This is a genomic window from Bacillota bacterium (assembly GCA_030019365.1).
Taxonomy (GTDB): domain Bacteria; phylum Bacillota; class Sulfobacillia; order JACIYH01; family JACIYH01; genus JACIYH01.
The window spans coordinates 1-24,418 of record JASEFA010000014.1; the positions used below are offsets into that span (position 1 = coordinate 1).

Sequence of the window (24,418 nt, forward strand, 5' to 3'; positions counted from 1 at the left end):
CCGGGGTGGGTGAATTATTTGAAGCACCCCCGGGTGAATTTCTTGACCTCTGACAAAGGTATCTCGTGAGATCGAGGGTCTTGCTGGGCCTGACAGTTGTCACCTCCTTGGTGATGTTTGCGGATTCCGCCGCTCTCGGCTGACCCTGAGCTAGTTGGCGAGCAGTCTGAGCAGGAATCCAGAGGTCGGGCGCGAATACGTAGGGTAACCAGCCAGCAGCTTGTCGGACATCTGCTTCTCGTCTAACCAGCTCTCTGCCCATCCGCTGGCTAGCCTGGCGCCGGCTTTGAGGAAGCGGTTTCTGACCGGCAGGAAGGTGGTGGAAGCGTGGACTGGCAGGGGCTCCCCGGTCTGGAGCCCATCCACTCGATCCGCCTGTACAAGCAGGTGGAGGAGAGGCTGCTGCAACTCATCAATGCCGGGGTGGTGAAGCCCGGGGACAGATTGCCTTCCGAGAAGGTTCTCCAGGAGCAGTTGGGTATCAGCCGTGCCGTGCTGCGGGAAGCGCTGCGCATCCTGGAGGCGAAGGGCCTGCTGGTGTCCCACCAGGGGAGGGGCCGGTACCTGCGGGGTCCGGAACCCGACCACTACGTGGCCATCCAGAGGACAACGCTGGAAGAGATATACGAGACCAGGCTGGTCATGGAGCCGGCCGTGGCTGCCTGGGCGGCGGAGCGGGCAGGGCCGGAACACATTGCCCGCATGGAAGAAGTGCTGGATCGGATGGGGCGGGCACCGCGCGGCGAGGCGGACGATTTCCCGTTTCACCTCGCCCTTGCGCAGGCGTGCGGAAACGAGTTCGCGTGCAAACAGCTCAGCGAGCAGATCAAGCTCTTGAGCCGCGTCCATGATGAGGCATTTCCCAGGGCCCTGCTCGAGATGCCGCTTGAACCCTGGCTTGAGGAGCACCGGGCGGTGCTGGAAGCGGTGAAGCGCAGAGACCCCGAGGGTGCACGTCGGCTCATGTACGAGCACCTGCTTTCGAGCTACCGGCAGATCAAAGCCGAAGGCTGAGGCTGAGGTTTTCGAGAGGGCTGGAGCCCGCCGGTGCCGGCGAGGGCGGCAACCCGGCGCGAGCGTGTTGGACGCGGGGAAAGGCATCCCCGTCCCGGAGAGGGAGGGAGAAGCCACGGGCAAGGGCAGCGGGGAGCGGGGATCATTGGCCTCGTATCTGCTCGAGGGGATCGACCTCGGACGCGTGCAGCGCCATGTCGCCTGGTTCACCGGGCACGCTTCGGGCCGCATATCTGGCACGGCCGATATGGAGCGGGCCGCAGCTTACGTGTGTGGCGAACTGCGGGAATACGGGCTGGAGCCTCTCCGGCGGCGTTTCCGCGCGTACACCTCCATACCTGGACCGGCGGCCCTGGAGGTGGGCGGAAAGGCTCCGTCGCGGATCAAGGCAGTAAGCGTGGCCTTCACCCGCGAACTGGGGGAGGGCGAGGCAACCTGGGTCGATCTGGTCGATGGCGGGGCGGGGGAGGATGGCGACTACCGGGGGCGGGACGTGCGAGGTAAGGCCCTGCTGGTGGAAGCCCACGGTTCCGCAACACCGGAACGAGCCCGGCTGGCGGCGGCCCGCGGTGCTGCCGCGCTCGTCCTGGCGACCTGGCCTGCCCCGGTCCCGGACGTGGTGACGTTCCGGGCCATGAAGGGCGTGTGGGGATTGCCCGGGCCCGAGACGCTGCGGGAAATCCCGGACATTGTCGCGCTGTGCGTGTCCCACGACGATGCCCGTCGCCTGCGTGTGATGATCAGCGAGAACGGCGGCGCCCTGCCGGTGAGGGTGAGCGCCACCGCCACCACCGGCTGGATGCCCCTGGAGGAGGTGACCGTACGCATCGTGGCCCCGGGGCCGGAAGGGGATGACTTCGTACTTGTTCATGGCCACCTGGACGCCTGGTGTCCCGGGGTCACCGACAATGCCTCCGGAAATGCTCTCATGCTGGAACTGGCGAGGTTGCTGGGGCGGTGTGGAGGGAACATGCGCCGATCGGTGGTGTTGGCGTTCTGGGACGGCCACGAGATTGCAGAGGCCACGGGTTCCAGTTACTTCGTGGCGCGCAACTGGGACCTGCTGCGAGACCATTGCGTCGCCCAGGTCAACGTCGATTCCCCGGGAGTGCGCGGGACGCGGCGCTTCCTGGCGGCGAGCAGCCCCGAGTTGGAGGCCTTCCAGCGCCTTGTTCATGCCACCATCGGTGCGCCGGCCCGCTACCTGTCCCCGGGGCGCACGGCGGACCAGTCCTTCCTCATGGCCGGGGTGCCGGGGCTGCTGTGCTTCCCCGACGGCGAACCCGAGGGCGAGGTCCCCTTCTTCTGGTGGAGTCACACCGGAGAGGACACCCTGGACAAGTTTTCGCCCGAAGCGTTTCTGGCCCAGGCCCGGGTGATCGTCCATTACCTTGACGGGCTGCTCCGGTCGACCGCGTGGCCGATGGATTTCGCGCCGATGCTGAGATCTGCAGCCCGGGTGATCGACCGCATTGTGGTTCAGTCGGCACGTGTCCCAATGCGCGGGCTGCCGGGGGAGGAAGCCGTGGCGGTTCTGGCGGAGGCGCTGGCGGATGCCAGGCGGGTGCTCGGCGAGGTGGCGGTGCTCTACCGCAGGGCGCGCAGGGTGGCCCGGGAGGCTTCCCGCGGCCGGGAGTGGCTCTACCGGGAACACAACCGCCTGGCGCGGGACCTGAGCCGCATCCTCCTGCCGGTCCTCGGTACGGTGGGGGGCAGATACCACCAGGACCGTTACGCAGACCCGCGCTACACGCAGCGCCTTCCGGGCCTCTCCCACCTGCGGGCGGTGGGGGATGCGGCGGGGGAGGAAGCACTCCTCTCGCTGGGTCCTGCCCTTATGGAGAGGAACCGCCTGACCGACGCGCTACTGGCAGCCCGGGAGAGACTGCGGGTGCACTTGCAGTCGTGAGAACACAGCGAAGGGAGGTAAGAGGGGCGAGATCGAGGCGTAATGAGTCATGCCGGTGGTGGCAGGAGCAGCGGGAAGACCGTCGAATAGGCCTGACAACCCAATGGGTCGTACTGACTAGGAGGTGAACCCATGTTGCGGCGAGGCTGGGTGTTGATATCGGTGCTGGTGGTGGCGTTACTGCTTTCCTCTTGTGCCAGAAAAGGTCCCGAGCCCGCGAGCCCGCAAACGGGTGGCCCCCGCTCAGGCGGGGAGTATGTAATTGGGCTGGAAGATGCCTGGTCGCTGGACCCAGCGACCTGGGGCAACCAGGGGCCGATGAGGAACATTTTCAACGGACTACTCCGTTATACGGCAGACGGCAAGCAGTTGGAGGGCGACCTGGCAGAGGACTGGTCGGTTAGTCCGGACGGCAAGACGTACACGTTCAAACTGCGCCAGGGGGTCAAATTCCATAACGGGCGCGAACTCGTTGCGGATGATGTGAAGTACAGCATAGAGCGGGTGCTGAACCCCAAGACCAAGTCGGACGGCGCCTTTGCGTTTGCGGACGTCGTGGGGGCGCAGGAGTTCAACCAGGGGAAGGCTAAGGAAGTCTCAGGGATTCAAGTCGGTGATCCCCACACTGTGCAGATCACTCTCAAGGAGCCCTTGGCCATCTTCCCGTATTTTCTAGCCATGAACTTCGGGTACGTGGTGCCACGCGAGGCAGCGGAGCAATATGGGGATAACTTCGCTCGTCACCCCGTTGGCACCGGTCCCTTCAAGTTCGAGGAGTGGAAAGAGGGAGAGTACATCAAGCTGGTCAAGAATCCTGATTACTTTGAGAAGGGTCTTCCGTACCTGGACAGCTTGGTGTACCGTATCATCCCCGATTCCGCCACTCTGGCCATGCAGTTTGAAGCCGGGCAGATCCACGAGATGTACCCTATTCCAGATTCGGTCTTCCAGCGTGTGGTCTCAAGTGGGAAGTACCAGATCCTCGAGCAGAGTCGCCCTGACGTGTTCGGGCTGGCCATGAATGTCAGGAAAAAGCCCTTTGACGATGTGCGGGTGCGCAGGGCCATCGCGTATGCGATTAACCGTGAAAAAGTGGTACAGGTCCTGTTCTCCGGGGGGCGCGCCCGACCTGCCCTGGGACCTATACCGCCAGGGCTGCTGGGGTACGATCCTCAGATCAAGGCCATAGGGTACGATCCGGAGCGTGCAAAGCAGCTTCTGGCAGACGCAGGCTACAGTAAGGGACTTGAGTGCGAGCTTTGGACCCTCTCCCGCGACTCCGAGAAACGCTTTGCCGAGTTCATCGCGAGCCAGCTTGCGGAGGTGGGCATCAAGGTCCAAATACGGCTCATGCAGACAGGTGCATTCTTCGATGCCGTGTCCAGGGGAGACGCTGGCCTGTTCTGGTGGGGCTGGACTGCCGACTACGCCGACCCCGACACGTTCATGTACAGCTTGTTTAACTCAGCCAACTGGGGGATCAACAACCCTTGCTTTTACAAGAACCCCCGGGTGGACGAGTTGACCAGCCAGGCGAGGCACATCATGGATCAGGCCCGTCGAGAAGCCATGTACAAGGAGGCGGCGCAGATAGTGGTCGACGAGGCCCCCTGGGCCTTCATCTACCACACGACCGCTTTCTGGGCTGTCAACCCAGGGGTTCGGGGTGCTGATGCTCAGCTGCACGTGTACGGCTACCTTTCCCGCGCCAGGACGTGGCTGGAGAAGTAACTCAGAGGGGGTGAGAGCTCCGCCCCGGATGGGGCTCTCACCCTCAAGAAAATCGCTGGAGGTATTGGATTGTCTACCTACGTGGCACGACGCCTTCTTTGGGTTCCCGTGACCGTGTGGGGCGTCATCACGATCACCTTTTTTCTCATGTACATCATCCCGGGGGACCCGGCACGGATATTGATCGGAGGGCATGTGGCGACAGCGGAAGGCCTGGCGCAACTGCGCCACCAGATGGGGCTCGACCGGCCTGTCCTGGTCCAGTATGTGGACTATCTCACCAAAGCATTGCGCGGAGACTTAGGCAGGTCCTTCCGGCTCCGCGTACCCATTTCTACCCTGATACTTCAGCGCGTGCCCAACACCGCTCTCCTGGCAGCCGCATCAGTTCTCATAGCGCTGCTGGTCGCGGTCCCGCTGGGGGTGCTTGCCGCGACCTCTCGGAGCAGGGCTTTCGACCGCCTGGTAATTGCCCTTTCCACCGCGGGTGTCTCTGCGCCGGCCTTCTGGGTGGGGGTAGTTTCGTTATACTATTTGGCCTTTCGTGCGCGGTGGCTTCCCATCGGGGGTACCGGTACCGTTGCCCACCTGGTCCTGCCTGTCCTGGTGCTGGGCCTGCGGCCTACCGCCGTGCTGGCCCGGCTGACGCGTTCCAGCATGCTCGACGTGGTTCGTGCTGACTATGTACGTACCGCGAGGGCAAAGGGACTAGGCGAGCGCACGGTCATTTACCGCCATGCGCTCAGAAACGCCATCAACCCAGTTCTCACGTACTCCGGACTCCTCCTTGCCTACCTGCTAGGAGGGGCGGTGGTCATCGAGAACGTGTTCGCCTGGCCCGGCCTGGGCAAGTTGCTGGTAGACGCCATGGGATCGTACGACTTCCCGCTTGTGCAGGGGGTCGTGTTGTTCAGTGCTTCCGTGATTGTCCTGTTCAATTTGCTTGTCGACGTGTTGTATGCAGTGTTGGATCCCCGCGTGTCGTACCGATAGCTGTGTTGGAGGACTTGACGTCGTGCGCAAGGTGTGGAAGCTTGTGGACCCGGTCACCGTTGCTGCCGCCGCCGGTATCGTCTTGCTGGCCGCGCTCGCCATCTTCGCCGGCCAGGTTGCCCCGTACGACCCGACACTGATAATGGAGGCGGGTCTGACGGAAACCGGGATGCCGCGTCCACCCTCAATGCAGTTCCCTCTGGGTACCGACCTCCTGGGGCGAGATGTATTGAGTCGCATCATCTATGGTACCCGCGTCTCGCTAACTGTGGGAATGTTTGCGGTGGCCACTAGCGCCAGTATCGGAACGGCGATCGGCCTGGTGTGCGGGTACGTGGGCGGAACGCTGGACAACCTGGTTATGCGCTTCACGGATATCATTATGTCGTTCCCCAGTTTACTGCTGATCATGGCTATCGTGGCCACGCGTGGGCCGAGCCTGACCATTATCTTCCTGGCGATAGGGCTGGTGGACTGGCCTACGACCGCCCGGGTGGTTAGGGGCGAGGTCCTCTCGCTGCGCCAGGCGAATTTCGTGGAGGCGGCCAGTGCTGCAGGTGCCTCTCACTGGCGTGTGGCCAGACGCCATCTCCTCCCCAACGTCCTTGGTTCTGTGATCGTGCTGGCCACTACCGGGATAGCAGAGGCCATTCTGGTGGAAGCCTCTCTCAGCTTCCTTGGTTTCGGGGTCCGCCCGCCCCTTCCCACCTGGGGTGGCATGGTAAGTGAAGGTTTCAGGTACATCATAACGGCTCCGTGGCTGAGCCTTTTTCCCGGCCTTGCAATTATGGTGACCGTCGTGTGCTTTAACATTGTGGGCGAGTGGCTCCGCGACCGGTTTGACCCGCAGAGAAAGTTACTGGCAGGAGGATGATGGGTGATGGTCGCCGATTTCGACGGGCGCGTGACCAGGGTTCGGGAGAAGATGCAGGTGCTAGGTGGGCAGGGCTGGTTACTGACAGACCCCGGGGATGTCAGATATGTTTGCGGATTCACCGGCTCTTCACCTGCCCTGGTTGACGGGGCCGGGGTTACTGTCTTCCCGCATGGAGTCGATCTCGCCCAGGCGCTTGATGACGTGCCGTGGTGCACGTGTATTCGCAGGAAAGGCCTGCAACCGTGGCCCGAGGTGGTGCAGGTGCTGCAGGAGAGAGGGATCAGGCAGCTGGTTGCAGCGCGGCAAAGCCTGACGGTGCTTGCTTTCGAGAGTGTCACCCAGGCGGGCGTGGAGATCGTCGACGCAGGCCAGGGGATGAACGACCTGCGCGGGGTGAAAGACCCGGGCGAGATCGAATCTCTCAGGCGAGCGGCTGAGATTGCCTCGGAAGCCTTCGGGGATCTGCTCGAGGCTATTCGCCCGGGCATGTCTGAAAAGGAGATTGCGGCCCACCTTGAACACGCGATGCTCAGCAAAGGTGCAGACGGTTTCTGGTTCCGCACCATAGTGGTGTCAGGACCGCGTTCGGCATACTGCCACGGTGCACCGACTGAGCGAAGGGTCCGGGAAGGTGACCTGGTGACCATAGATTTCGGGCCGGTGTGGCAGGGATACCCCGCCGACTGCACCCGGACCATCGTCGTGGGAAATCCGTCTTCGGAGCAACGGCGGGTGTACGCTGCGGTGCTGGCCGCGCAGGAAGCCGCCCTGGGGCTGGTTTCTGCGGGTCGTTCTGCTCGGGACGTGCACCTGGAGGCTGCGCGGGCAATAGAGCAGGCGGGGTACGGGCCCTATTTCGTGCACGCGCTGGGTCACGGCCTGGCAGGCGGGCCTCTCCTGGACGAGGACAGCACGGATGAATTGGTGGTGGGTAACGTGTTCACGGTGGAACCGGGGATCTATATTCGGGGCTGGGGCGGGGTGCGAATCGAGGACGACGTCCTGGTGGCCCCCTCGGGCAAGGAGATCCTGACCACGTGTACACGCGAGTTGATAGCCATCACGTGAGTTGCGTTGCGGTGTCTGGCACAGCTTGGGCCCATCCCGGCTATCCGGGAAGCACCCGACAGATCAATACTTCACCGTAAAATGCTTTCACTACGGTTTTTCGATTCCGGCGGGAAGGAATGGCGCCATTGCTAAGTTTTCGGCCTGTCGAGGGGCCGAAAACGGCCTTCCGCTGTTCAAGTTGGGCTCCAGGCAATCCGCTGTCTCGCACAGATGTGGGGTCTCGGGCCCGGCGGTGTCCTGGACAGGCGTTTGGCTGCGGCGCCCCCGTTCTGCGGGGGGCGCCGCCGTTGTGCGCCCGGCACGGCGGCAGGACGAGCCCGCTAGCCAAAGGCGAGGGCTGCTGCCGGGAGGCGGGGTCTGAAAGCGCGGAAGGGTCCGTGGTGAAAAATGTCCCCCGCGGACCCGCTTCATTTCAAGGTCGGTGTTCAACTCGGGCTTCACTACTCGTCGGTCGAGGGCCATGTGGGACAACTGCTATTCGTCGGCAGCGGAGCCCGGGAGGCCGCGGGGAAGTGGGTTTGGGCGTCATGGTGGTAGCCGCAGCGCAGGGCTGGTGTACCGGTGGCGCCGGCGCCGCGGCGCTCATCCTTCGTAAAACTCCATGCGGAACCAGAAGCCCTCGTGGGTTCGAGCTTCTCGCCGTCAATCAGGATGCAGATCTCGCCTTCCTCGCAATCAAACTCGATCCTGCCCACGCCGCAATCCCCGCCCCAAAGCGGGCGCCCGCGCCCCGATGCCGGGCCGGATCGGGGCGCCCACGGCGCAGTTCCTGCCCCAACCCGGGCGCCCACGCCACGATGGCCCCAGGGACTGCGGCGCCCACGCCAGGGTGCCGCGGTATGCCTGCCTGATTCGTTTCCTGATGGATGAGGACGTGCCTCGTGCTCTGGTATAATCGAGAGCGGAACCGCATGGTTACAACAGTTGCCAGGACTCCGGGCGAGGGAGGACATGACTCTCAGCAACGAGGACATAACTCACCGCGAGGAGGGCATAACTGTCCACGACGAAGCGGGGCGGACGGGCGAGCGCGTGGTTGTTGATGTGTTCACTCAGGCCACACCCGAGCAGTTGGACCGGGTGATGGCCGACGCCGCCGACCTGGCCAATTTCATCTTCAGCGTGAGCGGTGACGGGAAAGAGCCCCTGAAACTGGCCGACGCCATCCGCATGTTGCTCATCGTGCAGGAAGAAGAATTCGCCACCGGGCGGGGGGTTTCCAGTCCCCAGGGATTGGGCCGGCGGTTCGCCGAGGCCTATGGGCGGGAGCCGGCGGCGGACGGAGGAGTGGTGATGACGGGGGTCCGCCTGAGCCTCCTCACCCGGGACTGGTCCATCCAGCTGACGAGCAAAGGGCTGCGCCTGTTGGGATCGCTGCACAAGGTCTTGCAGGATTGGTTCTCGTACCACCGGGCCAGCGAGCTGGAGCGCACCATGTACCTCAGCCAGCGAGAACTGGAGCTGGAAGAGGCCTACGATCGCCTGGGATACCGAACCAACGCCGTGCAGCGGGCTCTCGCCTACCTGGTCAGAGGCTACGAAGAACTCAAGCGCCACCGGGACGAGTTCATCGTGCAGGGGATCGCCACCGAGAAGGTGCGCTCGATCCTGGACAGGTACGACCTGCTGGCGGATGCCATCCGCCAGCGCCAGGCAGAGGGGGCAGAGCTGGGCCTGCAGGCCATGGAACGCATCGAGATGGCGCGGGCGGAAGCGTTCACGGTGCTGTACGATTCCCTGGCCGGCGTGGTTTCCAGCGTGGCGGGCAAGGCACGGGCGGAGAGCAGCCCCATCAGCAAGGCCCGCTTCTATCGGTGGTTGGTGGAGGCTTTTTCCAACGGCGAACTGCTGGCGGTGGCGCGGGAAGCAGGGGATCTCTTGCTGCCCGTACACCTGCCCGCGCCTCCCGACTGGCCCGGGTTACTGGACTCCATCCTGGAAGTGACCGGGCGCGCGCCTTTCTCCGAGGGAGATGTGGTCGCCGAGAGCGGGCCTACGGCTACCGAGGAGGGAGCGCTGGACGAGCTGGAGGAGGCCTTTGATCCCGGGCTGCAGCCCTTTGTGGACAGGGTGCTGGAGTGGATCCCGGAAGAGGGACGGGACCTGGAGTCGAACCTGATGCACCGCCATACCCGCTGGGAGGACAAGCTGTTGCTGGCGGCGGCGCTGGCCGAGGTGTACACCCGTCACTGGGCCGACTTCTCTCCTACGGGTGAAGCGTACGAGCGGCATCGGGTGAAGGTATCTACCGATGCCTGGGCCTACCGGGATCACGCGGGGGCAGAGGGGCGGCGGGAAGTGGCTGCCGCCCATGATCGTGCGGTAGCCGGGGAGGACAGGGCGAGGTGACTGCTCCCAGCGAGCGCATAGACAGAGGAGTGCGGGCAGTGCTGGCGGGAAACTCCTCTGGACGTCCCCTCAGCCGGGGGGCGCTGCTGCGCCTGCTGGGGGAGGAGGACCTGGACCTGTTCCTGCCCTACGTCGAGCGTGGTGCCCTGGGCCGGCTCGGGCGCATCCTCACTGACGGCCGGCATGTGGTTTTTGCCGTGCAGACGAGGGAGATCGACCCCGACGAACCCCAGGTGAGCAGCCACGCCCTGGCCGTTTTCCTGTACATATGGAAGTGGACGGGCGAGTACAGGGTCCCCATCCCCCATCAAAAGCTGGTGGAGGAGTTTGCCACGGGCCACCGCTCGGCCTCCCGTCTGGTGAGAAGGGCACTGGAAGAACTGATGCGGCTGTGCTGGGTGGAAGAGGCGGCGGGCGCGGCGGGATCCGCCTATTGGCCCACCCGCGTGGGGGTCGGTTCCCTGGGGCCCCGGTTCCTCAAAGGAGTGGTGGCGCGCAGCCAGGGGCGTGAGTATCGACCGGCAGAGGTGCGTGCCTTCTTCGGCCTGCCTGAGGAGCAGGATAGTCCGCCTCCACCGGTGAGCCTGTTCGACTTCGCCGCGCCCCATCCCCGTTATGACCGGGCCCTGCGCCTGATACTGCGGGGCACGGGCGCAGGGAGCCCTCCCACCGTGAACCGCGTGTTGCGGGTGGTGCAGGAGGAATCCCTCGAGGGGCTCGAGCGGTACATGGTTACCACCGGCATGGACCGGTTCTTTCACCTGGCGCGCGACGGCAAGCACGTGGTGGCCGTGGTACCGGCCGCCTCCCTGTATGCCTCCGGTTGGGCTCCCATGATGGCGGTTCTGGTGGTCCTGGCAGTACTCACCTGGTGGTGGGAGCTGGAGTACGCCGAGCCCATCCCGTTCCCGGTGCTCACCAGCGTGGTGGGGGCGAGTTTCCGGGATCCCGGACGCACGGTGCGCCGCTATCTGACCGTGCTGGAGAGGAAGGGGTGGATAGAACGCGCCCGCGGGGGCTCCCGCGGAAGCGCCGTCCGGGGAGGGTCTTACCGTACGACCGCCCTGGGGCGGGCTGCCCTCAGGTATGTGGTGGGATCTCGCGGGGAGGAAGGCTTGCGGGGCCTGGGGGAATTCTTCCGCCCAACGGAGGAGCCTGCCCAGGGACTTGCTGAGGAGCCTGGCGGGGGTCTTCTCGAGGAGCCTGCCGAGGTTTTTGCTGAGGAGCCTGCCGGGGGTCTTGTCGAGGGGGATGGCCTGTGATTCCGCGCTGGTTGCGCCTGGTGAACGTGCGCAGCTTCCGTGACCACCTCATCGACCTGGGTGAGCCCGACGAAAAGGAGGTCCTCATCTTCGGTCCCAACGGTTCCGGGAAATCGACCATCGCCCGAGTGCTGCAAGCGCATTGCGGAGACCTGGGGGACGACTTCCACGAGCAGTTTTTGCCCGAGCACCTGCCGGTCCTGAACCGGCGAGCCCGTTCGGAGCTGACGGTCCTCAATCCCCGCGACAACTTCCACTTCCCGGAGTGGCCGGCAGAGGTCGTTTTGGGACTGGAATTCGGATACCGGAACAACAGGCCTTTCACCCAGTTCTACCTGGTCAGCGACGGGCAGCGGACCAACTTCGCCTCTGGTGAACAGTATCTGGCCCACCTGAGCCATTTCGCCTTCAAACGCCACGATCAGCTCATGTTCGTGGAACAGGGGCGGGCCACGGGGCTTCTGAAGCTGAAGCCGCGCCAGCGCTATCTTGAGATCAAGGACTTGCTGGGAGTCAACCAGCTGGAAGACCAGTGGGAAGAGGCTATCCGCAACCGGGAGCAAGTAGAACGGGAGCTCCGCCAGGCGGCCATCGAGCAGGAGCGGGCCAAAGAGGCACTGGCCCTGAAGGAAGTGCTGGTGCAGCGATTGCGCCGGGTGCGGGCCCTGGAGGCAGAGATCGGGGAACTGAGGATGCGCCACCGCGATGAGGTGGTGCGGCGGGTAGCTTTCCTGGAGGAGGAAACCCGGGGGCGCCTGCGCGAGCTGGAGGGCAGGATGGCGGCCTGGCGTGAGGAAGACGCCCAGCTGGCAGAGCGGCAGGCGGCCCTGGAGGAAGGAAAGGCATGGGCGGCCGAGGAACGCCGTCGTTACCCGCAGTTGGTGCGGGAGCAGGAGGAAGCACGCCGGCTGGCCAACGAGGAGCGCGGCCTGGCCGAGGCAGAGGCGGAGCGGTTGGCGGGAGAGATCCGTCGTATCCGTGCCGCCCTGGGGGAAGGCCTGACCCCGGAGGAGTTGCAGCGGCGCCTGGAGGCGGCTCGGGCCAGGGCTCAAGAGCTGGGGCAGGAGCGCGAACGGCTGCACACGGAAAGGGAACGCCTCCAGGGAGAGGCGGGCGAGGCGGAGCGGCAACTGGGGGCTGTGCAGGAGCGGTGCCGGCGAGCTCGAGAAGAGGGGGAGTCGGCAGGGCGGGAACTCCAGGGCCTCCCCGCCCTGGAGGAATTCGAGCGGCGGCAGGCGGCACTGCGCCCGCGCCTCCAGGCGGAAGAAGAGGCCTGCGCTGCTCTACGCGCGGACCTGCAGCGCGCGGAGTCGGCCCTGACCGCACTGCGGGAACGGCAGGTGGCTACTCCGGAAGAGGCAATACGGGTACGAGACCACTATCGTGCCCAGGGCCTGGCCGCCTGCGTACTGGGTGAGGTTCTGCGGTTCCCCGAGCCGGGTACCGGCCCTGGCCTTCCGCTCTACCTCGATCCCGCGGAGCGGGAGGCTGTAGAAGGGGCTCTCGGCCCCTTGCGCCAGGCGGTGGTCGTGGAAGATGGGCGGGTTCTGGTGGAGTACCGCCATCTCCTCGTGGATAGCTTTCCCGATCCCGGGGATCTGGCGCTGCCTTCCGTGCTGTCCGGGGTGCAGATCACCCAGGACTGTCCGCCCTGCCTGGTGCCGTTGATAGAGCGAATGTTGCGGGCGGTGGTATTTGCCCCCGATCACGCCACGGCCAGGGCTGCTGTCGCCCGGACCGGCCATAGCGGCCGTACCGGTCGGGCAGCCGTAGCTTACACCCCGGATGGTTTCCGCTACGACATGTTCGGTCGCACTTACGCCCGACCCGAGGACTTCTTCATCGGGCCGGAGGCATACCGCGAACGGCTGGCGTCCCTGGAGGAGACGTGCCGGCGGCTGCGGGAGGAGCTGCAGGTGACCGAAGAGAGGTGCCGGGCCCTGGCCTCCGAGTTGGATGGCGTGAACCGGAGCATGTCCAGGCGGCGGCAACTGGAGGCGGATCTGCGGCGGTCCCGGGAAGAGGAGGACTCTGCCCGGGCTCTGGTAGGGGCTCTCGAGCGGCGGGTTTCTTCCTTGCGGGAAGCGATCGGCATGCTCGCCGACCGCACGGAGAACCTGATTCGGGAAGAGGAGGAGGTCCACCGAGAGATCGAGCGCCTGACCGCTCTCTGGCAGGAGGTGGCGCGGGCGCGGGAACTGCCCGACCTGGAAAGGGCTCTGCAGGAAGCACACTGGCGGGTGAACCGGGCGCGGGACAAAGCTCAAACGGCGCTGGAGCTCAGCAGGCGGTATCAGGCGGAGCAGGCCTGGTGGGAACGGACGGGGCGGTGTCTGGAATCGGAGGCGAGGGACGTGTCCCACCGCCGGGAGATCCTGCGCCGCGACCTGTGTGAAGCGCAGCAGGAGCGCGACAACGTGGCACGGGCCTGGGAACTGGCGTTGGCCGAAGCGCGGGAGGCTCTGGCCGCTTTCGCTGCCGCCATCCTGCCCGAGGCGCCCCGGCCGCCGGGGGCGCCACAGCTACCCGAGCGGTTCGAGGCGGGGATCGACGTGACGGCCGTGTGCCAGGAGGCCCGCCGCGTTCTTGGGGAACTGACCCCCTTGAGCGAGCCGGAGATAGGCCTCCTCCTGGCGGAGATAGAGAGGAAAGAAACGGAGTGCCGGCGGCTGGCGGAAGATGTGGTTCCTACCGCAGAAGAAGACTACGCTGCGGCTCTGGATCAGTTCGAGGCCGCCGACCGTACCCTGTCGGAGGTACAGAGCGCTTTCCTGGAAGCCACCATGCGGGAAGAAGAGGCCCGCCGGGCCTTTCAAGGCGTGCTGGACAGTGCTTTTGGCCGTTTCAACACTCGCTTCAGCCGTTACCTTGAGAAATTCGGTTTCACCGGCTATCTGAATCTGCAGCACGTGGGGGGTACTGTGTTCGACCTCAACGTGTATGTGTCGGTTAACCCGGCGGTCGAACCCAAGCCGGTGAAGGGCCGCTCAGGGGGCGAGATGGCCATCATCGGGGCTCTGCTGCTACTTTCCATCGTGGCAGAGTATCAGCGCCCTTTCTATGTGTTCGACGAGATCGACGAATCCCTTGACGCGGGGAATGTGATCCGCCTCTCTAACCTTCTCCGCCAGGAGCTGGGAGGCAAGTATTTCCTCATATCGCACCGTTTGACCAGGAGCCACCTGGAAGCCGCCCACTATGCTCTTGCCGTGCAGAAGTCCCAGGAGCAGGGTTCTTACACAAAAGCATTTCGGCGGCTGACACATCGGCCCTTGGGTTGAGCAGCCGCGGCTTGACCACAAGGCCTGCCTGAGCAGGGGGGGTTGCCATTGGGCACGGGCTTCACCGCCGAAGAGATACGGGATGGCGTGTGCGCACGTACCGAGTACGTTCCGGCGCGCCGGGGAGTACGGCCCCACCGCCGGTGTCTGGTCGCCGCCCCCACCACCGATGCCGCCGGTGCCACGGCAACCTTCACCGCCAGTGTTGCCGGCCCGGGTGCGACCCGGGCGGCCGACGAGGTGGTGACTCGGGCCATGCGCGTGCTGTGGGTTCTGGCCCGGCAAGGGCAGGACTACACTTCGGAAAAGACGCTGCGCGGTCGCCTCCGCGGACACCTTGACTCCGGCCAGGGATCCGAGGTGCTGCTGGACCTGGTACGGCTGGGGTGGGTGACGATCGAGCAAACCCTTACCCCCGTGGGAGACGTGAAGAGGTCAATCATACGCCTCACTCCGGCCGGTCGCCAGGCAGTGGAGTCACGGTTTGGATCCCTGGAGCCGGATGCGAGGGGCCTGTTGCTTCGGCAGATAGAGTCGTGGTTGTCCTCCTGCCGTCGTCCCCAGGTGGGGATGGTGTTGCGTCGGCAGGCGGAAGCGCTGGCTCGAGGCGATATCCCCGTCCTGCGGACCGGTCCCGGGCCGGAGGAGGGCCTCGCCTGGCACCCGGCCGAGCGGGCCAGGCGGTATGAGAAAGTCCTGGCCTTTCTTGCTCTTCTGGGCAGCCTGCCGGAATGGGAAACCCTGGATTTCAGAGAGGCAGCTTCGCGTCTCTTCCCCGGCCAGGTCGACTCGGTGAAGGCTCTGGAAGATGTGCGGCCGCTGATCGCGGCAGCGGTACGATACGAGTTGGGGTGTGAACTCGAGGAGGCAGGAGTAACCGCCGACACTCTGTACTCCCTCATGTTCTGCGGGGTGCTGGTTCCCGACGGGAGCGATCCGCTGTGGGGGGAAGTGGCCTGCCTTTCCACGTACGATCTCAAGCGCATCCCCCACCTGCACACCCCCGCCCACACCCTGCTTATGGTAGAGAATGCGGCTCCGCTGGCCGCCGCCGCGCGGGACGGCCTCGGCCGCGAGGGCTACCTCGTGGCTTATCTGGGAGGCATGCCCCAATCGGCGTTCTTCCAGTTCCTGACCAAGCTAAAGGCTCCGGCTCTGCAGGCGGCCTTGCTGTGGGTGGACTGGGACATGGGAGGCCTGCGCATCCTGCGCTACCTGCGACAGCACTGGCCTTCTCATTTGCCGGACCTCCAGGTGGTTCCCCACCCCCACGCTTGCCCCTATGCTGCCGTTGACGATTACTCCCGGGCGAGAGAGGCGAGGCTGCGGTTTCCCTCACCGGGGAAGCCACAGGTCACGGCGGTCGGGGGGTGTCCCTCACCGGGGAAGCCACAGGTCACGGCTGTGCGGAGAGAGGAGGTGCCGGAATCCTACCTGGAGAGCGCCGACCCCCTGGTGGCCGGTTTTGCGGCTGGCTTGCGAGAGTACGGTTGCCTTTACCAGGAGGAGGTTCTCTCGATCTATCGGGACCTGTTGCCGCCACGAAGTTAGTTGACACAAAGGGGCGCCACGCGCGGGCACGCACGCCGCGCGCGTGTGCGTGTACAGCGTGCGTTCATCGCACACCGGCAAGTCGCCGGACAGCCTGAGGCACCATACGAAATTCCAGGGGCCCCGGGACGCAGTGCCCCGGGGCCCCTGCTCGGAGCGGGCACAAGCTCAGTTGATCGCCACCACCTGGCCGGTCCCGAACCAGTCCACCAGCGCTCCCAGGCTCTCGGAGACGAACCGCAGCGGGATCAGGGTCCGGTTCCCCACAATCATCGCCGGTACGTCCAGAGCCACCTGCGTGCCGTCAACGCGGGCCTTGAGGGAGCCAATCGGAATCAGCACCACCTTGCCAGCCTTCAGCACGATGACCGTCCGGGTCTCGCCGTCCCACTTGACCTCGGCACCCAGCGCCTCCGCTATGGCCCGCACGGGCACCATGGTGCGGTTCTGGACGATCATCGGCTGCACGTCAAAGGCAACCTTCTTCCCCTTGAGGAACACCTTCACGTCCTCACCCTTGCCGGCTTTCTCGTACAGCTCGCCCAGCTTCTCGTACAGCTCCTTTTCGGCCGGGCTGCCCGAGACGGCGCCCTCCATCTCCTCGGCGGCCTTGTCCAGATCGCCCAGCTCCTCTCTCAGGATAGCCCGGTAGGCATACACGGTGCCCGGCACGGTCGCACCCAGCTCCTCCAGCTCCGTTAGGGCAGCTTCGGAGTCACCCTTGGCCCGCAGGCACAGGGCCAGCATGACCGCCACCTTCGCGCCCTGCGGGGAGAGCTTCTCCAGCTCCTTCAGCACGCCGATGGCCTTGTCGTACTCCCCGGCTGCGCGGTAAGCCACCGCCAGCTTCCAGAGAAGGTTGGTGTCGCCAGGGCTCTTCGCCAGCTCGGCCTCCAGTTTCGCTATCCGATTGGCCAGGCCCTCGTGCCCTTCCTCAACCTCTTTCTCCTCTTCCTCCTCCACTTCCGCACGCAGGCGCTCCTCCAGCCGCAGGCGGAACTCATTCCCTTTGTTGCGTTCGTGCTCCTGGGCCTGGTGCTTGGTCGGAGCTGCCGCACCCTGACCAGGTGACGCGTCACCGCCTGCCGGGGCAGGCGCAGACTGGTCGGGGGTAGCCGAAGGCGTTGTCTCTTCGCCCGCCGCCAGGGCAGCACCCACCACCCCTACCAGGAAAAGTAGGGCCAGGCCCAGCACCGCAACTGCCTTAAGTGATTTCTTCATACTGAACTCCTCCTTATCGAGTCATGGTGTTACCGCTACCGGAAGCACACAACACGAATCCCGGCTCGCCACACCTCCTTCCGGGCAGCCGGCAAGCCGGGAACTCTGCTTCCCCAGCAGCCGGGCTACCATAGCATTGTGCCTTAGGCCCCATAGCTTTGCGCCCCCGGCTTTCGCCGGATTTGCCCTTGATGGGGGGTCCTGATATAAGTATTCGCCAGAACCTCCGCGTTTGTGGGGAGGCAGGCGGTCAAGGCCGTCTGCGAGCGGGTCTTTCGACCGCTCCCCGGCTCCTGCTCCGGCCCGTGTGACGTACGTATATAGCACTGGGCCCGTCGGAAGTGATCCCTCGCATAAGTATGGAGCCTACCGTAAGAACATGCAGGAGGCAGGGGGCGTCGCGGCGAACCTCATCTCAGGGGTGAGAGCGTGCAAACCTCGCACGATCTGATTGCCAAGCAGTGGTGGGAGGTATACCGTGAAGTGCTGGGCCAGCCGTACGATTGGGACACGCTGCCTCCCCGACATCGGGAAGCGGTGGCGCTAGCTTGCAGGGCCATAGTGGAATCGGTGCAGGCGGGGGGGAAGGAACCGGGCGAATGGACGAAGGCGGCCGAGCGCGACACCCAGCACTCGGCCCTCTAGCATCCCGAGCTTATCGGGCCCGATCTGACACGCCCGGCCCGGCGCGCCTGGATGATGTCATGGTGGACCCCGAACTGGTTAAGCAAGTAGCAGCCTCCGGCCAGTACCTCGAGTTTGAGGACTTCAAGCGCAGGCTTTTCGGCCACGAGGCACCATTCGGTATCCTTGGGACGTGCGCGGGGTGAAAGAGCCGGGCGAGATCGAATCTCTCAGGCGAGCGGCTGAGATTGCCTAGAGCAGGCGGGGTACGGGCCCTATTTCGTGCACGCGGTGGGTCATGTCTGGCACAGCCTGGACCCATCCCGGGTGCACCGGAGAGCCGCACCACTACCCAGACGACCCCGCTGGAGCAGGTCCGGGGCGTACTTCCATCAGCGGTCGCCCCCGGGGGTCCCCGGACGCATGGGAGACTTGGTGGTGAGCCCCTCCCACCGCAACACCACCTCCACGCGCACGTCGACCGGGAGGTGGCTGTAGACCTCGTGCCAGCTCTCGCGTACCGCGAACCACTCCCGGGGCCGCTCGCGGTACAGCCACCAGCCAAACCCGAATACGTCTGCCCCCACCTCCTGGGTGTGCCGGAGCACACTCCGCAGGTCGGCAGCCAGGCTTTCAGCCAGAGCAGTCTCAAGCTGCCTGGCCCGGGACGGCTCCAGGAAGTAGGTAGGAGTGAGTTCCTCCCTCAACTCGCAGGCAACGCGCAGGCGCACCAGACCCGTCCAGCCCGCAGGCCCCGGGACCAGTTTCACCTCCGGGCGGTAAGACAGCACCCGCGCTGTCACCGGCGCACCCGAATCTGGCGCAACCGCCCGGATGAGGGGCCGCCGGGCCCGGCGGAGCACGAACGAGAGGGCACGGGATTCACGCTCGCTGAGGGTGGTTACCATGCGGTCTCCCCGGAAAACGGCCAGCCCTGCGGCGCGCAAGTCCGGGGTCGCGGGTACAGCGCCGCGGGCCGTGTCGCCCCCCTGGCCTGTGGTCCGTTCCGGGCCCGAAGGCTCGCCTCCGGGCGCGAGCTTGCTTTCCGGGGGAGCCAGTTCCACCATGGCGGCAACACCCTGGATACCCTCGGTGTGCACAGCGATCCCGAACCGGCCGACCGGGGTGGATATGGTACTGCCGGTGTCGGCGGCGTGCTCGAGCAGGGCGACCAGGCCGGTCGCCGGGATGTCGGCCAGCCTGGGCTGAAACCGGAGGACCTCCTCTGCGCTACCGCGGCACACCACGAGCTGCGCCGCCCGGCGCGCCTGCACGTCCCGGGTCAGGAAGTCCCACAGGGGTCCCATGGACTTCTGCCGCGCAACGCGCTCCGAAATCACGACCACCTGAAGGTGGGACAGGGCCGGCGCGCGGGGCAACCGGTCGCCCAGCGACCGCAGCGCATCGCTGACGGTGCCCGCCTCTACCGTCTCCACCCACACCCGCGGCACCTGTCCCGCTGCCCCGCCTCCGCCACCCCCCGCGCCCCCTGCGGCGCCTCCACCGCCGGCCAGGGCAGCGGGGACCGGCACCTGGAAGGTGAAGCGCAGCATCCCGCCGGCACCCGCATCCATGCCGATGGCTACCACGTGAGCGGTGCGCTCGGGGTCCTCGGCATCCCAGCAGCCCGCAAGGAAGAGGCAGGCGGCCAGGCACTGTAGGAGGAGCACGAGCCGGGGGTGGCGCCTCAACTCTTTCACCTCCGTGGACGCGCGCGGCGACGGTTCGCCAGGTGGCGCCGGCCCAGGGCCAGGACCAGCACCGCGGGCACCAGTAACGCCAGGAAGCCTGCAGCAGCGGCACCCCAGACCAGCACGCGGCTGTATACCACCTGCCGCGACGGGAAGTTGAGGGCGACCACGGTGGCCGCTACCGCCAGGACGGGCACCAGCGGCCGGTAGTCCGAGAGCCCGAGCACCCGCGCGGTCGCCAGGGCCTGGGCGATGAACAGGACAGCTACCTTGCAGAACGACACCAGTACCCACGTGCTGGCCACCGCCACCTCGATCCGCTCCAGCAGCGGAGGTGCCCGCACCACCCGCAGGGATTCCAGGAGAGAAAGGGGCTGCCGGGAGATCCCGTACCAGCCCAGGATGCCCTGGGTCACGGCCATCAATCCTCCCGTGACGACCCAGGCCGCACCCAGGCCGGCGAGCAGGGGCGCCGAGCATCGCTTGCCCCGTAGGGCAGGGAGCAGCATACCCAGGACCACCAGCTCGCCCAGAAAGGAGGCCGACTGGGAGGCTCCGCGGAGGACGGGAGCAAACCCCCGGGCCAGGACGGGGAAGAGCAGGCGGGGGTCGAACTGGGAGAACATGAGCACCGCGCTGGGCCCGAGCGCCCCAAACAGCAAGACAAGCGTGATACCCGCTGACCTCGACACCGCCTCCAGGCCGTACAGGGCACCGAGTATCCCCTGCGTTGCCACCAGTGCTCCAATCGACCACTGGGGCGTCACCGGCAGGAAGACCTCCTTGATGAAGACCGTGCTGGAACGCAGCGTGGTGTAGGTTGCAAATGAGATTACCAGGAGGATGGAGCACCCTGCGACCTTACCCCCAACCCTCCCCAGCGCTTCCTCCGCGGCCTGGACCAGATCCTTTCCGGGGGCGAGCCCGACCAGCCCCAGGAGGAGCAGGAGCACCGCCAGCCCCTCCATGCCCCCTAACAGGTTGGCCAGCCAGGCGTCCTGCTCCGCCGCCTCGGCCACCAGGCTGGGTCCCATCAGCAGGTAAGTCGGCCACACCAGTACGAACAGCAATGAGGCAGCCTGGCCCGGCGAGATCCGTCCGCTACCGCCCACGTCGCGGCCTTCCTCTCCCGGGCGGCGGCTTCCGAAACCGCCTCCTGGCTCCAGGCTCGCTGGGGCGGCGCGCCATCCCCCTCCAGGAAACCCTGGTGAGAAAGTCCTTCAGGTCACTGGCGATGACGGGACCGATGGGAGCCAGGTAGGGAGTGTCCAGGGGGCGCAAGGGGCTCAGGTAGTACAGGCCTACCATCATACCCCAGCCTATGCCGATCAGCCCGAACATCCCGGCCAGCAGGGTGAAGGCAAACCGCGGTACCCACAGCGAGGCTCCGCCGGTGTAAAACGGCACCAGAAACGAGGTGATGGCGGTAACGGAAAGCACGATGAGCATCAGGGGGCTGATGATGGACGCCCGGATGGCCGCTTCACCCACGACAATGGCACCCACCACGCTCACCGCCTGCCCCACCTGCCTGGGCAGCCTGGATCCAGCTTCCCGCAGAAGCTCAAACGCCACCCCCATGAGCAGCGCTTCTCCCAGCGTGCTGACCGGGATCCCCTCCCGCCCCGCCGCCACCCGGAAGAAAAACGTGGTGGGGATGAGCTCGTGGTGGAAGGCGGTCAGGGCAACGTACAGCGCGGGCAGCAGAACGGTCATCAGCAGTCCCGTGAATCTCAGGATCCGCGCCAGCGATGCCACGGGTGGGGGCAGGTAGTAGTCGTCGGCGCTCTGCAGCATGATGCTGACCGTAACCGGCAGGACCAGAGCTGCGGGCGTACCGTCGGCCAGGACCGCCAGCCGCCCCTCCAGGAGGTTCCCCACCACCCGGTCGGGCCGCTCCGTTACCAGTGCCAGCGGGAACACGGCCAGCCTGGTCCCTACCATGTGCTCCTCCAGGTACGCGGTGTCGACGACGCCGTCCAGCGTGATCTTACCGAGCCGCGTCATGACCTCGCCCACGATGTCCGGTCTAGCCAACCCGTCCAGGTAAGTCACGGCCACCCTGGTCCGCGACAGGTCGCCGACCCGCAGGAGCGCAATCCTGAGGCTCGGGTGGGCCAGCCGGCGGCGGATTTGAGCCAGATTGTTGTCGAGGTTCTCGGTAAAACCGTCGTGTGGGCCCCTCAGCGTTCCTTCCAGCGTCGGCTCTTCCACTGCCCGGCCGCGCGGGCCGCTGGTGTCGGCCAGGAGGGCCGTGCCTGCGCCCTCGGCAAATACCGCCGTGCGCCCGCGGCAGATCTCTTCCAGGACCTCCGCCCCGTCGGACGCCTCGCGTACGTCCCCGGTCCCCACGGGCAGGAGGGGTAGCTTGCCACCCCGCCCCACGAGGCCGCGCGGCCTGGCGTCCTCACCCGTCCCGCCGGCCAGCAAGGGCTTGACCACCGCCGTCGCCACCAGCTCCTTGGGGACCAGTGAAGCAAGATAGGTAATCAGCACGGCCCCACCCCCGCCCGAGCCACCCGGCAGAGTCCGGATAACCAGGTCCGGCGGCGAGCCCAGGTTTTCGCGCAGCCACCGCTCGACATCGGCAAGAGACGCGGGAATTCTATCCGGTCGCGTACTCATCTTTCCGGCGTGCACCCGGGGCGCAGGCTGGCCCCGTCTGACCCTTTCCCCGGTGGCCTGCCCGCCCCTGGCCCGCGGCAGGGCCCGGCGCGATCTGCAGCCGGCAAGCCTCCGCATCATGCGCACCACACAGGCTAGCATGGGTTCCAGGGTCAGCCTCCCCTGCGTAGTATTCCCGGCAGGTAAGTCTAGCTCGCCTCGCGCTTGCGGCCTGTCCGAAAGCTGCAGGCAGGACTCCACGTTCATCGGTCGTCACATGGGCCGGGACCTTGCTGAATGTGTGGTAGAATTATTGCGGCGAACCGCACGGGGTTGACTTTGCGTTTTCGTGTGGAGCCGGGCATGCCGCCTGCGCACCCCGGATGCGCGGTTCGGTTAGGGCGAAGGGGGATGTTGAGCGTGCCGGTCACGGTGCGCGACGCCTTGATGATGGAGTCCCTGCGCCGCGCTCGCCTGGTGGCAGGATCGGATGGCCTGGACAGGGAGATCACGTCGGTAAACGTGATGGAGGTGCCGGACATAATCAACTGGGTGAGGCCGGGTGCGCTTCTCCTCACCACGGCCTACCCCATCAAGGATGACCCGGAAGCGCAGGCCAGGCTGGTGCCCCAGCTTGCCGAAAAGGGGCTGGCGGGGTTGGGCCTGAAACCGGCCCGGTACCTGTCCAGTATCCCCGACGTAATGATCGCGGCTGCGGACGCGGCCGCTTTCCCGCTCATCGAACTCCCTCCAGACGCTTCCTTCAATGACATCCTTCACCCCCTGCTGAGCGAGATCCTGAATCGGCAGGCATACCTGCTCAAGCGGTCCGAAGAAACTCACTCCCGATTCACAGCGGTGGCCCTTGCCGGTGGGGGCTTCCAGGAGGTCGCCGTGACCCTGGCGGAAATCGTTCGGGCCCCGGTAACCGTAGAGGACCAGGACTTCGGAGTTCTGGCCTGCGCCATCCCCGAAGGCGTTACGGGTATGACGGAGGCCGATTTCCGGGGCGCTTTGGAAGGGTTCAGGCATGAGCACGTACCCGGCCTTCCCCATTCCCATTTTCGCAAGGAGACGCTGCTGGGGGGCCTGGTGGTTAACCAGCTCCTTCAGCCAATCCGTAGTTCGGGACAGGTGTACGGTTATCTGTCGGTTTGGGAGATCGAACGCTCCCTTCAGGAGGTAGACATCGTGGCAGTTCAGCACGCTGCCACCGTCACCGCTTTGGCCATGATGAAGGAACAGGCCGTGGCCGAGATCGAAAAGCGGTTCCGTGACGAGTTCTTGAACCGTGTGCTCATGGGTGATTACGAATCGGTAGAGACCATGGTGGCCCGGGGTCGGGTGTTCGGATGGGATTTGGCCCGCAGCTACGCCGTCCTCCTGGTGATGGTAGACGGCCTTGAAGAGCAGTATGTCAGCGGGCAGGAGAACGGAGAGTTGCGCCTGCGAAGGCTGGAACGGCTAGCCCTGCAGGTCGTGGAGTCAGTACTCCGCTCGGGGGCGGATGACGCGATAGTGGTTGGCAAGGGTGGGGGTGTCCTGCTGCTCCATCACTCAGACTCGCCGGCCGCCTCGGTTGAGGCGACCAAGAGGCTGGCGGAATCTATCCTGCGGGTGGCGAGGGCGGTGCTGCCGGATGCGACGCTTTCGGTCGGGATCGGACGGCTGTACCCCAACCCCGGGCACCTGAAGCACAGCTACCGGGAGGCGAAGCGCGCCATCGAGGTGGCCCGGCGAGTTTGGGGGGGCAACTGCGCGCTGCACTTCAACGAACTGGGGGCTTATCGTCTCCTGGCCCGCTTCTCTGATCGAGGGGAGCTGACCGCCTTCTATCAGGACACGGTGGGGAAGCTTGTGAAATATGACGAGGAGAACGGGAGTGATCTCGTTGCCACCCTGGAGGCGTTTCTCGCGTGCAACGGCAACCTGCAGCAGACGACGGAGAAGCTGTATGTCCACTACAACACGCTGCGTTACCGGCTCAAGCGGGCTGAACAGATTCTGGGCACCGATCTGGGCAACGCCGACGTACGGTTGAATCTGCAGCTTGGACTGAAGATCAGGAGGCTGCTTTCGCCTTGAACTGCAAATAGCGCGGCTGACCTGGCAGGCGTGGGGGGCGGCCTGAGCCAGCCCCCTTTGTGTTCCCTTGCCATCTGAGGGGCGTTTGATTCGTCAAGATTATACGAAGGTCTCCCGCTCGTGCAGAAGAATTCTCTGAAGTAGAACAGAGGCAC

General features: G+C 65.5%; 17 protein-coding genes and 1 riboswitch. Of the genes, 12 read left to right on the plus strand and 5 right to left on the minus strand.

What is annotated here, in order from left to right; all coding sequences use genetic code 11:
- Window positions 1–327: 327 nt before the first annotated feature.
- The 6 genes from QME70_13250 to QME70_13275 all read left to right on the plus strand — a co-directional run bounded on the left by QME70_13250 (window position 328) and on the right by QME70_13275 (window position 7,592).
- The gene (locus tag QME70_13250; protein ID MDI6895533.1) at window positions 328–1,014 is read left to right on the plus strand and encodes a FadR/GntR family transcriptional regulator; all 687 of its coding nucleotides are present in this window, start codon (window positions 328–330) and stop codon (window positions 1,012–1,014) included.
- 67 nt (window positions 1,015–1,081) lie between these two features.
- Window positions 1,082–2,923, plus strand: coding sequence for a M28 family peptidase (locus QME70_13255; GenBank protein ID MDI6895534.1), 1,842 nt, complete (start codon window positions 1,082–1,084; stop codon window positions 2,921–2,923).
- A 162-nt stretch (window positions 2,924–3,085) separates the two neighbouring features.
- Window positions 3,086–4,654: an ABC transporter substrate-binding protein gene (locus QME70_13260; protein MDI6895535.1), complete on the plus strand. Its 1,569-nt coding sequence runs from the start codon at window positions 3,086–3,088 to the stop codon at window positions 4,652–4,654.
- 69 nt (window positions 4,655–4,723) lie between these two features.
- On the plus strand, window positions 4,724–5,647 hold the full coding sequence (locus QME70_13265; protein ID MDI6895536.1) for an ABC transporter permease: 924 nt from the start codon (window positions 4,724–4,726) through the stop codon (window positions 5,645–5,647).
- 22 nt (window positions 5,648–5,669) lie between these two features.
- A complete protein-coding gene (locus tag QME70_13270; GenBank protein MDI6895537.1) occupies window positions 5,670–6,521 on the plus strand; it encodes an ABC transporter permease in 852 nt (283 codons plus the stop codon).
- Between the two features lie 6 nt (window positions 6,522–6,527).
- On the plus strand, window positions 6,528–7,592 hold the full coding sequence (locus tag QME70_13275; protein ID MDI6895538.1) for a Xaa-Pro peptidase family protein: 1,065 nt from the start codon (window positions 6,528–6,530) through the stop codon (window positions 7,590–7,592).
- A 443-nt stretch (window positions 7,593–8,035) separates the two neighbouring features.
- On the opposite strand, the gene QME70_13280 is transcribed toward QME70_13275, so the two are convergent.
- On the minus strand, window positions 8,036–8,290 hold the full coding sequence (locus QME70_13280; GenBank protein ID MDI6895539.1) for a hypothetical protein: 255 nt from the start codon (window positions 8,288–8,290) through the stop codon (window positions 8,036–8,038).
- Between the two features lie 256 nt (window positions 8,291–8,546).
- Here QME70_13280 and QME70_13285 point away from each other — a divergent pair, with 256 nt between their 5' ends.
- Genes QME70_13285 through QME70_13300 form a run of 4 tightly spaced genes read left to right on the plus strand, consistent with a single transcriptional unit; the run spans window position 8,547 to window position 16,038 of the window.
- Window positions 8,547–9,944 carry a hypothetical protein gene (locus QME70_13285; protein ID MDI6895540.1) on the plus strand — a complete coding sequence of 466 codons (1,398 nt, stop codon included), beginning with the start codon at window positions 8,547–8,549 and terminating at the stop codon, window positions 9,942–9,944.
- Window positions 9,941–11,206 (plus strand): hypothetical protein, encoded by a 1,266-nt coding sequence (locus QME70_13290; protein ID MDI6895541.1) that lies wholly within the window; start codon window positions 9,941–9,943, stop codon window positions 11,204–11,206. The genes QME70_13285 and QME70_13290 overlap by 4 nt, the downstream gene beginning before the upstream one ends.
- Window positions 11,203–14,487 carry a hypothetical protein gene (locus QME70_13295; protein ID MDI6895542.1) on the plus strand — a complete coding sequence of 1,095 codons (3,285 nt, stop codon included), beginning with the start codon at window positions 11,203–11,205 and terminating at the stop codon, window positions 14,485–14,487. The genes QME70_13290 and QME70_13295 overlap by 4 nt, the downstream gene beginning before the upstream one ends.
- A gap of 48 nt (window positions 14,488–14,535) precedes the next feature.
- Window positions 14,536–16,038: a DUF2399 domain-containing protein gene (locus tag QME70_13300; GenBank protein MDI6895543.1), complete on the plus strand. Its 1,503-nt coding sequence runs from the start codon at window positions 14,536–14,538 to the stop codon at window positions 16,036–16,038.
- 168 nt (window positions 16,039–16,206) lie between these two features.
- On the opposite strand, the gene QME70_13305 is transcribed toward QME70_13300, so the two are convergent.
- The gene (locus QME70_13305) at window positions 16,207–17,259 is read right to left on the minus strand and encodes a stalk domain-containing protein (GenBank protein ID MDI6895544.1); all 1,053 of its coding nucleotides are present in this window, start codon (window positions 17,257–17,259) and stop codon (window positions 16,207–16,209) included.
- Window positions 17,260–17,371: 112 nt separating this feature from the next.
- A riboswitch (cyclic di-GMP riboswitch) is annotated at window positions 17,372–17,456 on the minus strand.
- Window positions 17,457–17,688: 232 nt separating this feature from the next.
- Between QME70_13305 and QME70_13310 the strand changes: the two genes are divergently transcribed.
- Window positions 17,689–17,904, plus strand: a complete 216-nt coding sequence (locus QME70_13310) for a hypothetical protein (protein ID MDI6895545.1) — start codon at window positions 17,689–17,691, stop codon at window positions 17,902–17,904.
- Between the two features lie 371 nt (window positions 17,905–18,275).
- On the opposite strand, the gene QME70_13315 is transcribed toward QME70_13310, so the two are convergent.
- Genes QME70_13315 through QME70_13325 form a run of 3 tightly spaced genes read right to left on the minus strand, consistent with a single transcriptional unit; the run spans window position 18,276 to window position 22,199 of the window.
- Window positions 18,276–19,574 (minus strand): Ger(x)C family spore germination protein, encoded by a 1,299-nt coding sequence (locus QME70_13315; protein ID MDI6895546.1) that lies wholly within the window; start codon window positions 19,572–19,574, stop codon window positions 18,276–18,278.
- Between the two features lie 5 nt (window positions 19,575–19,579).
- Complete coding sequence (locus QME70_13320; GenBank protein MDI6895547.1) at window positions 19,580–20,686, minus strand: GerAB/ArcD/ProY family transporter; 1,107 nt, start codon at window positions 20,684–20,686, stop codon at window positions 19,580–19,582.
- Window positions 20,676–22,199, minus strand: a complete 1,524-nt coding sequence (locus tag QME70_13325; GenBank protein ID MDI6895548.1) for a spore germination protein — start codon at window positions 22,197–22,199, stop codon at window positions 20,676–20,678. Before QME70_13325 ends, QME70_13320 begins: the two co-directional genes overlap by 11 nt.
- 399 nt (window positions 22,200–22,598) lie before the next feature.
- On the opposite strand from QME70_13325, the gene QME70_13330 reads away from it, so the two are divergent.
- Window positions 22,599–24,263 (plus strand): PucR family transcriptional regulator ligand-binding domain-containing protein, encoded by a 1,665-nt coding sequence (locus QME70_13330; protein ID MDI6895549.1) that lies wholly within the window; start codon window positions 22,599–22,601, stop codon window positions 24,261–24,263.
- Window positions 24,264–24,418: the final 155 nt, after the last annotated feature.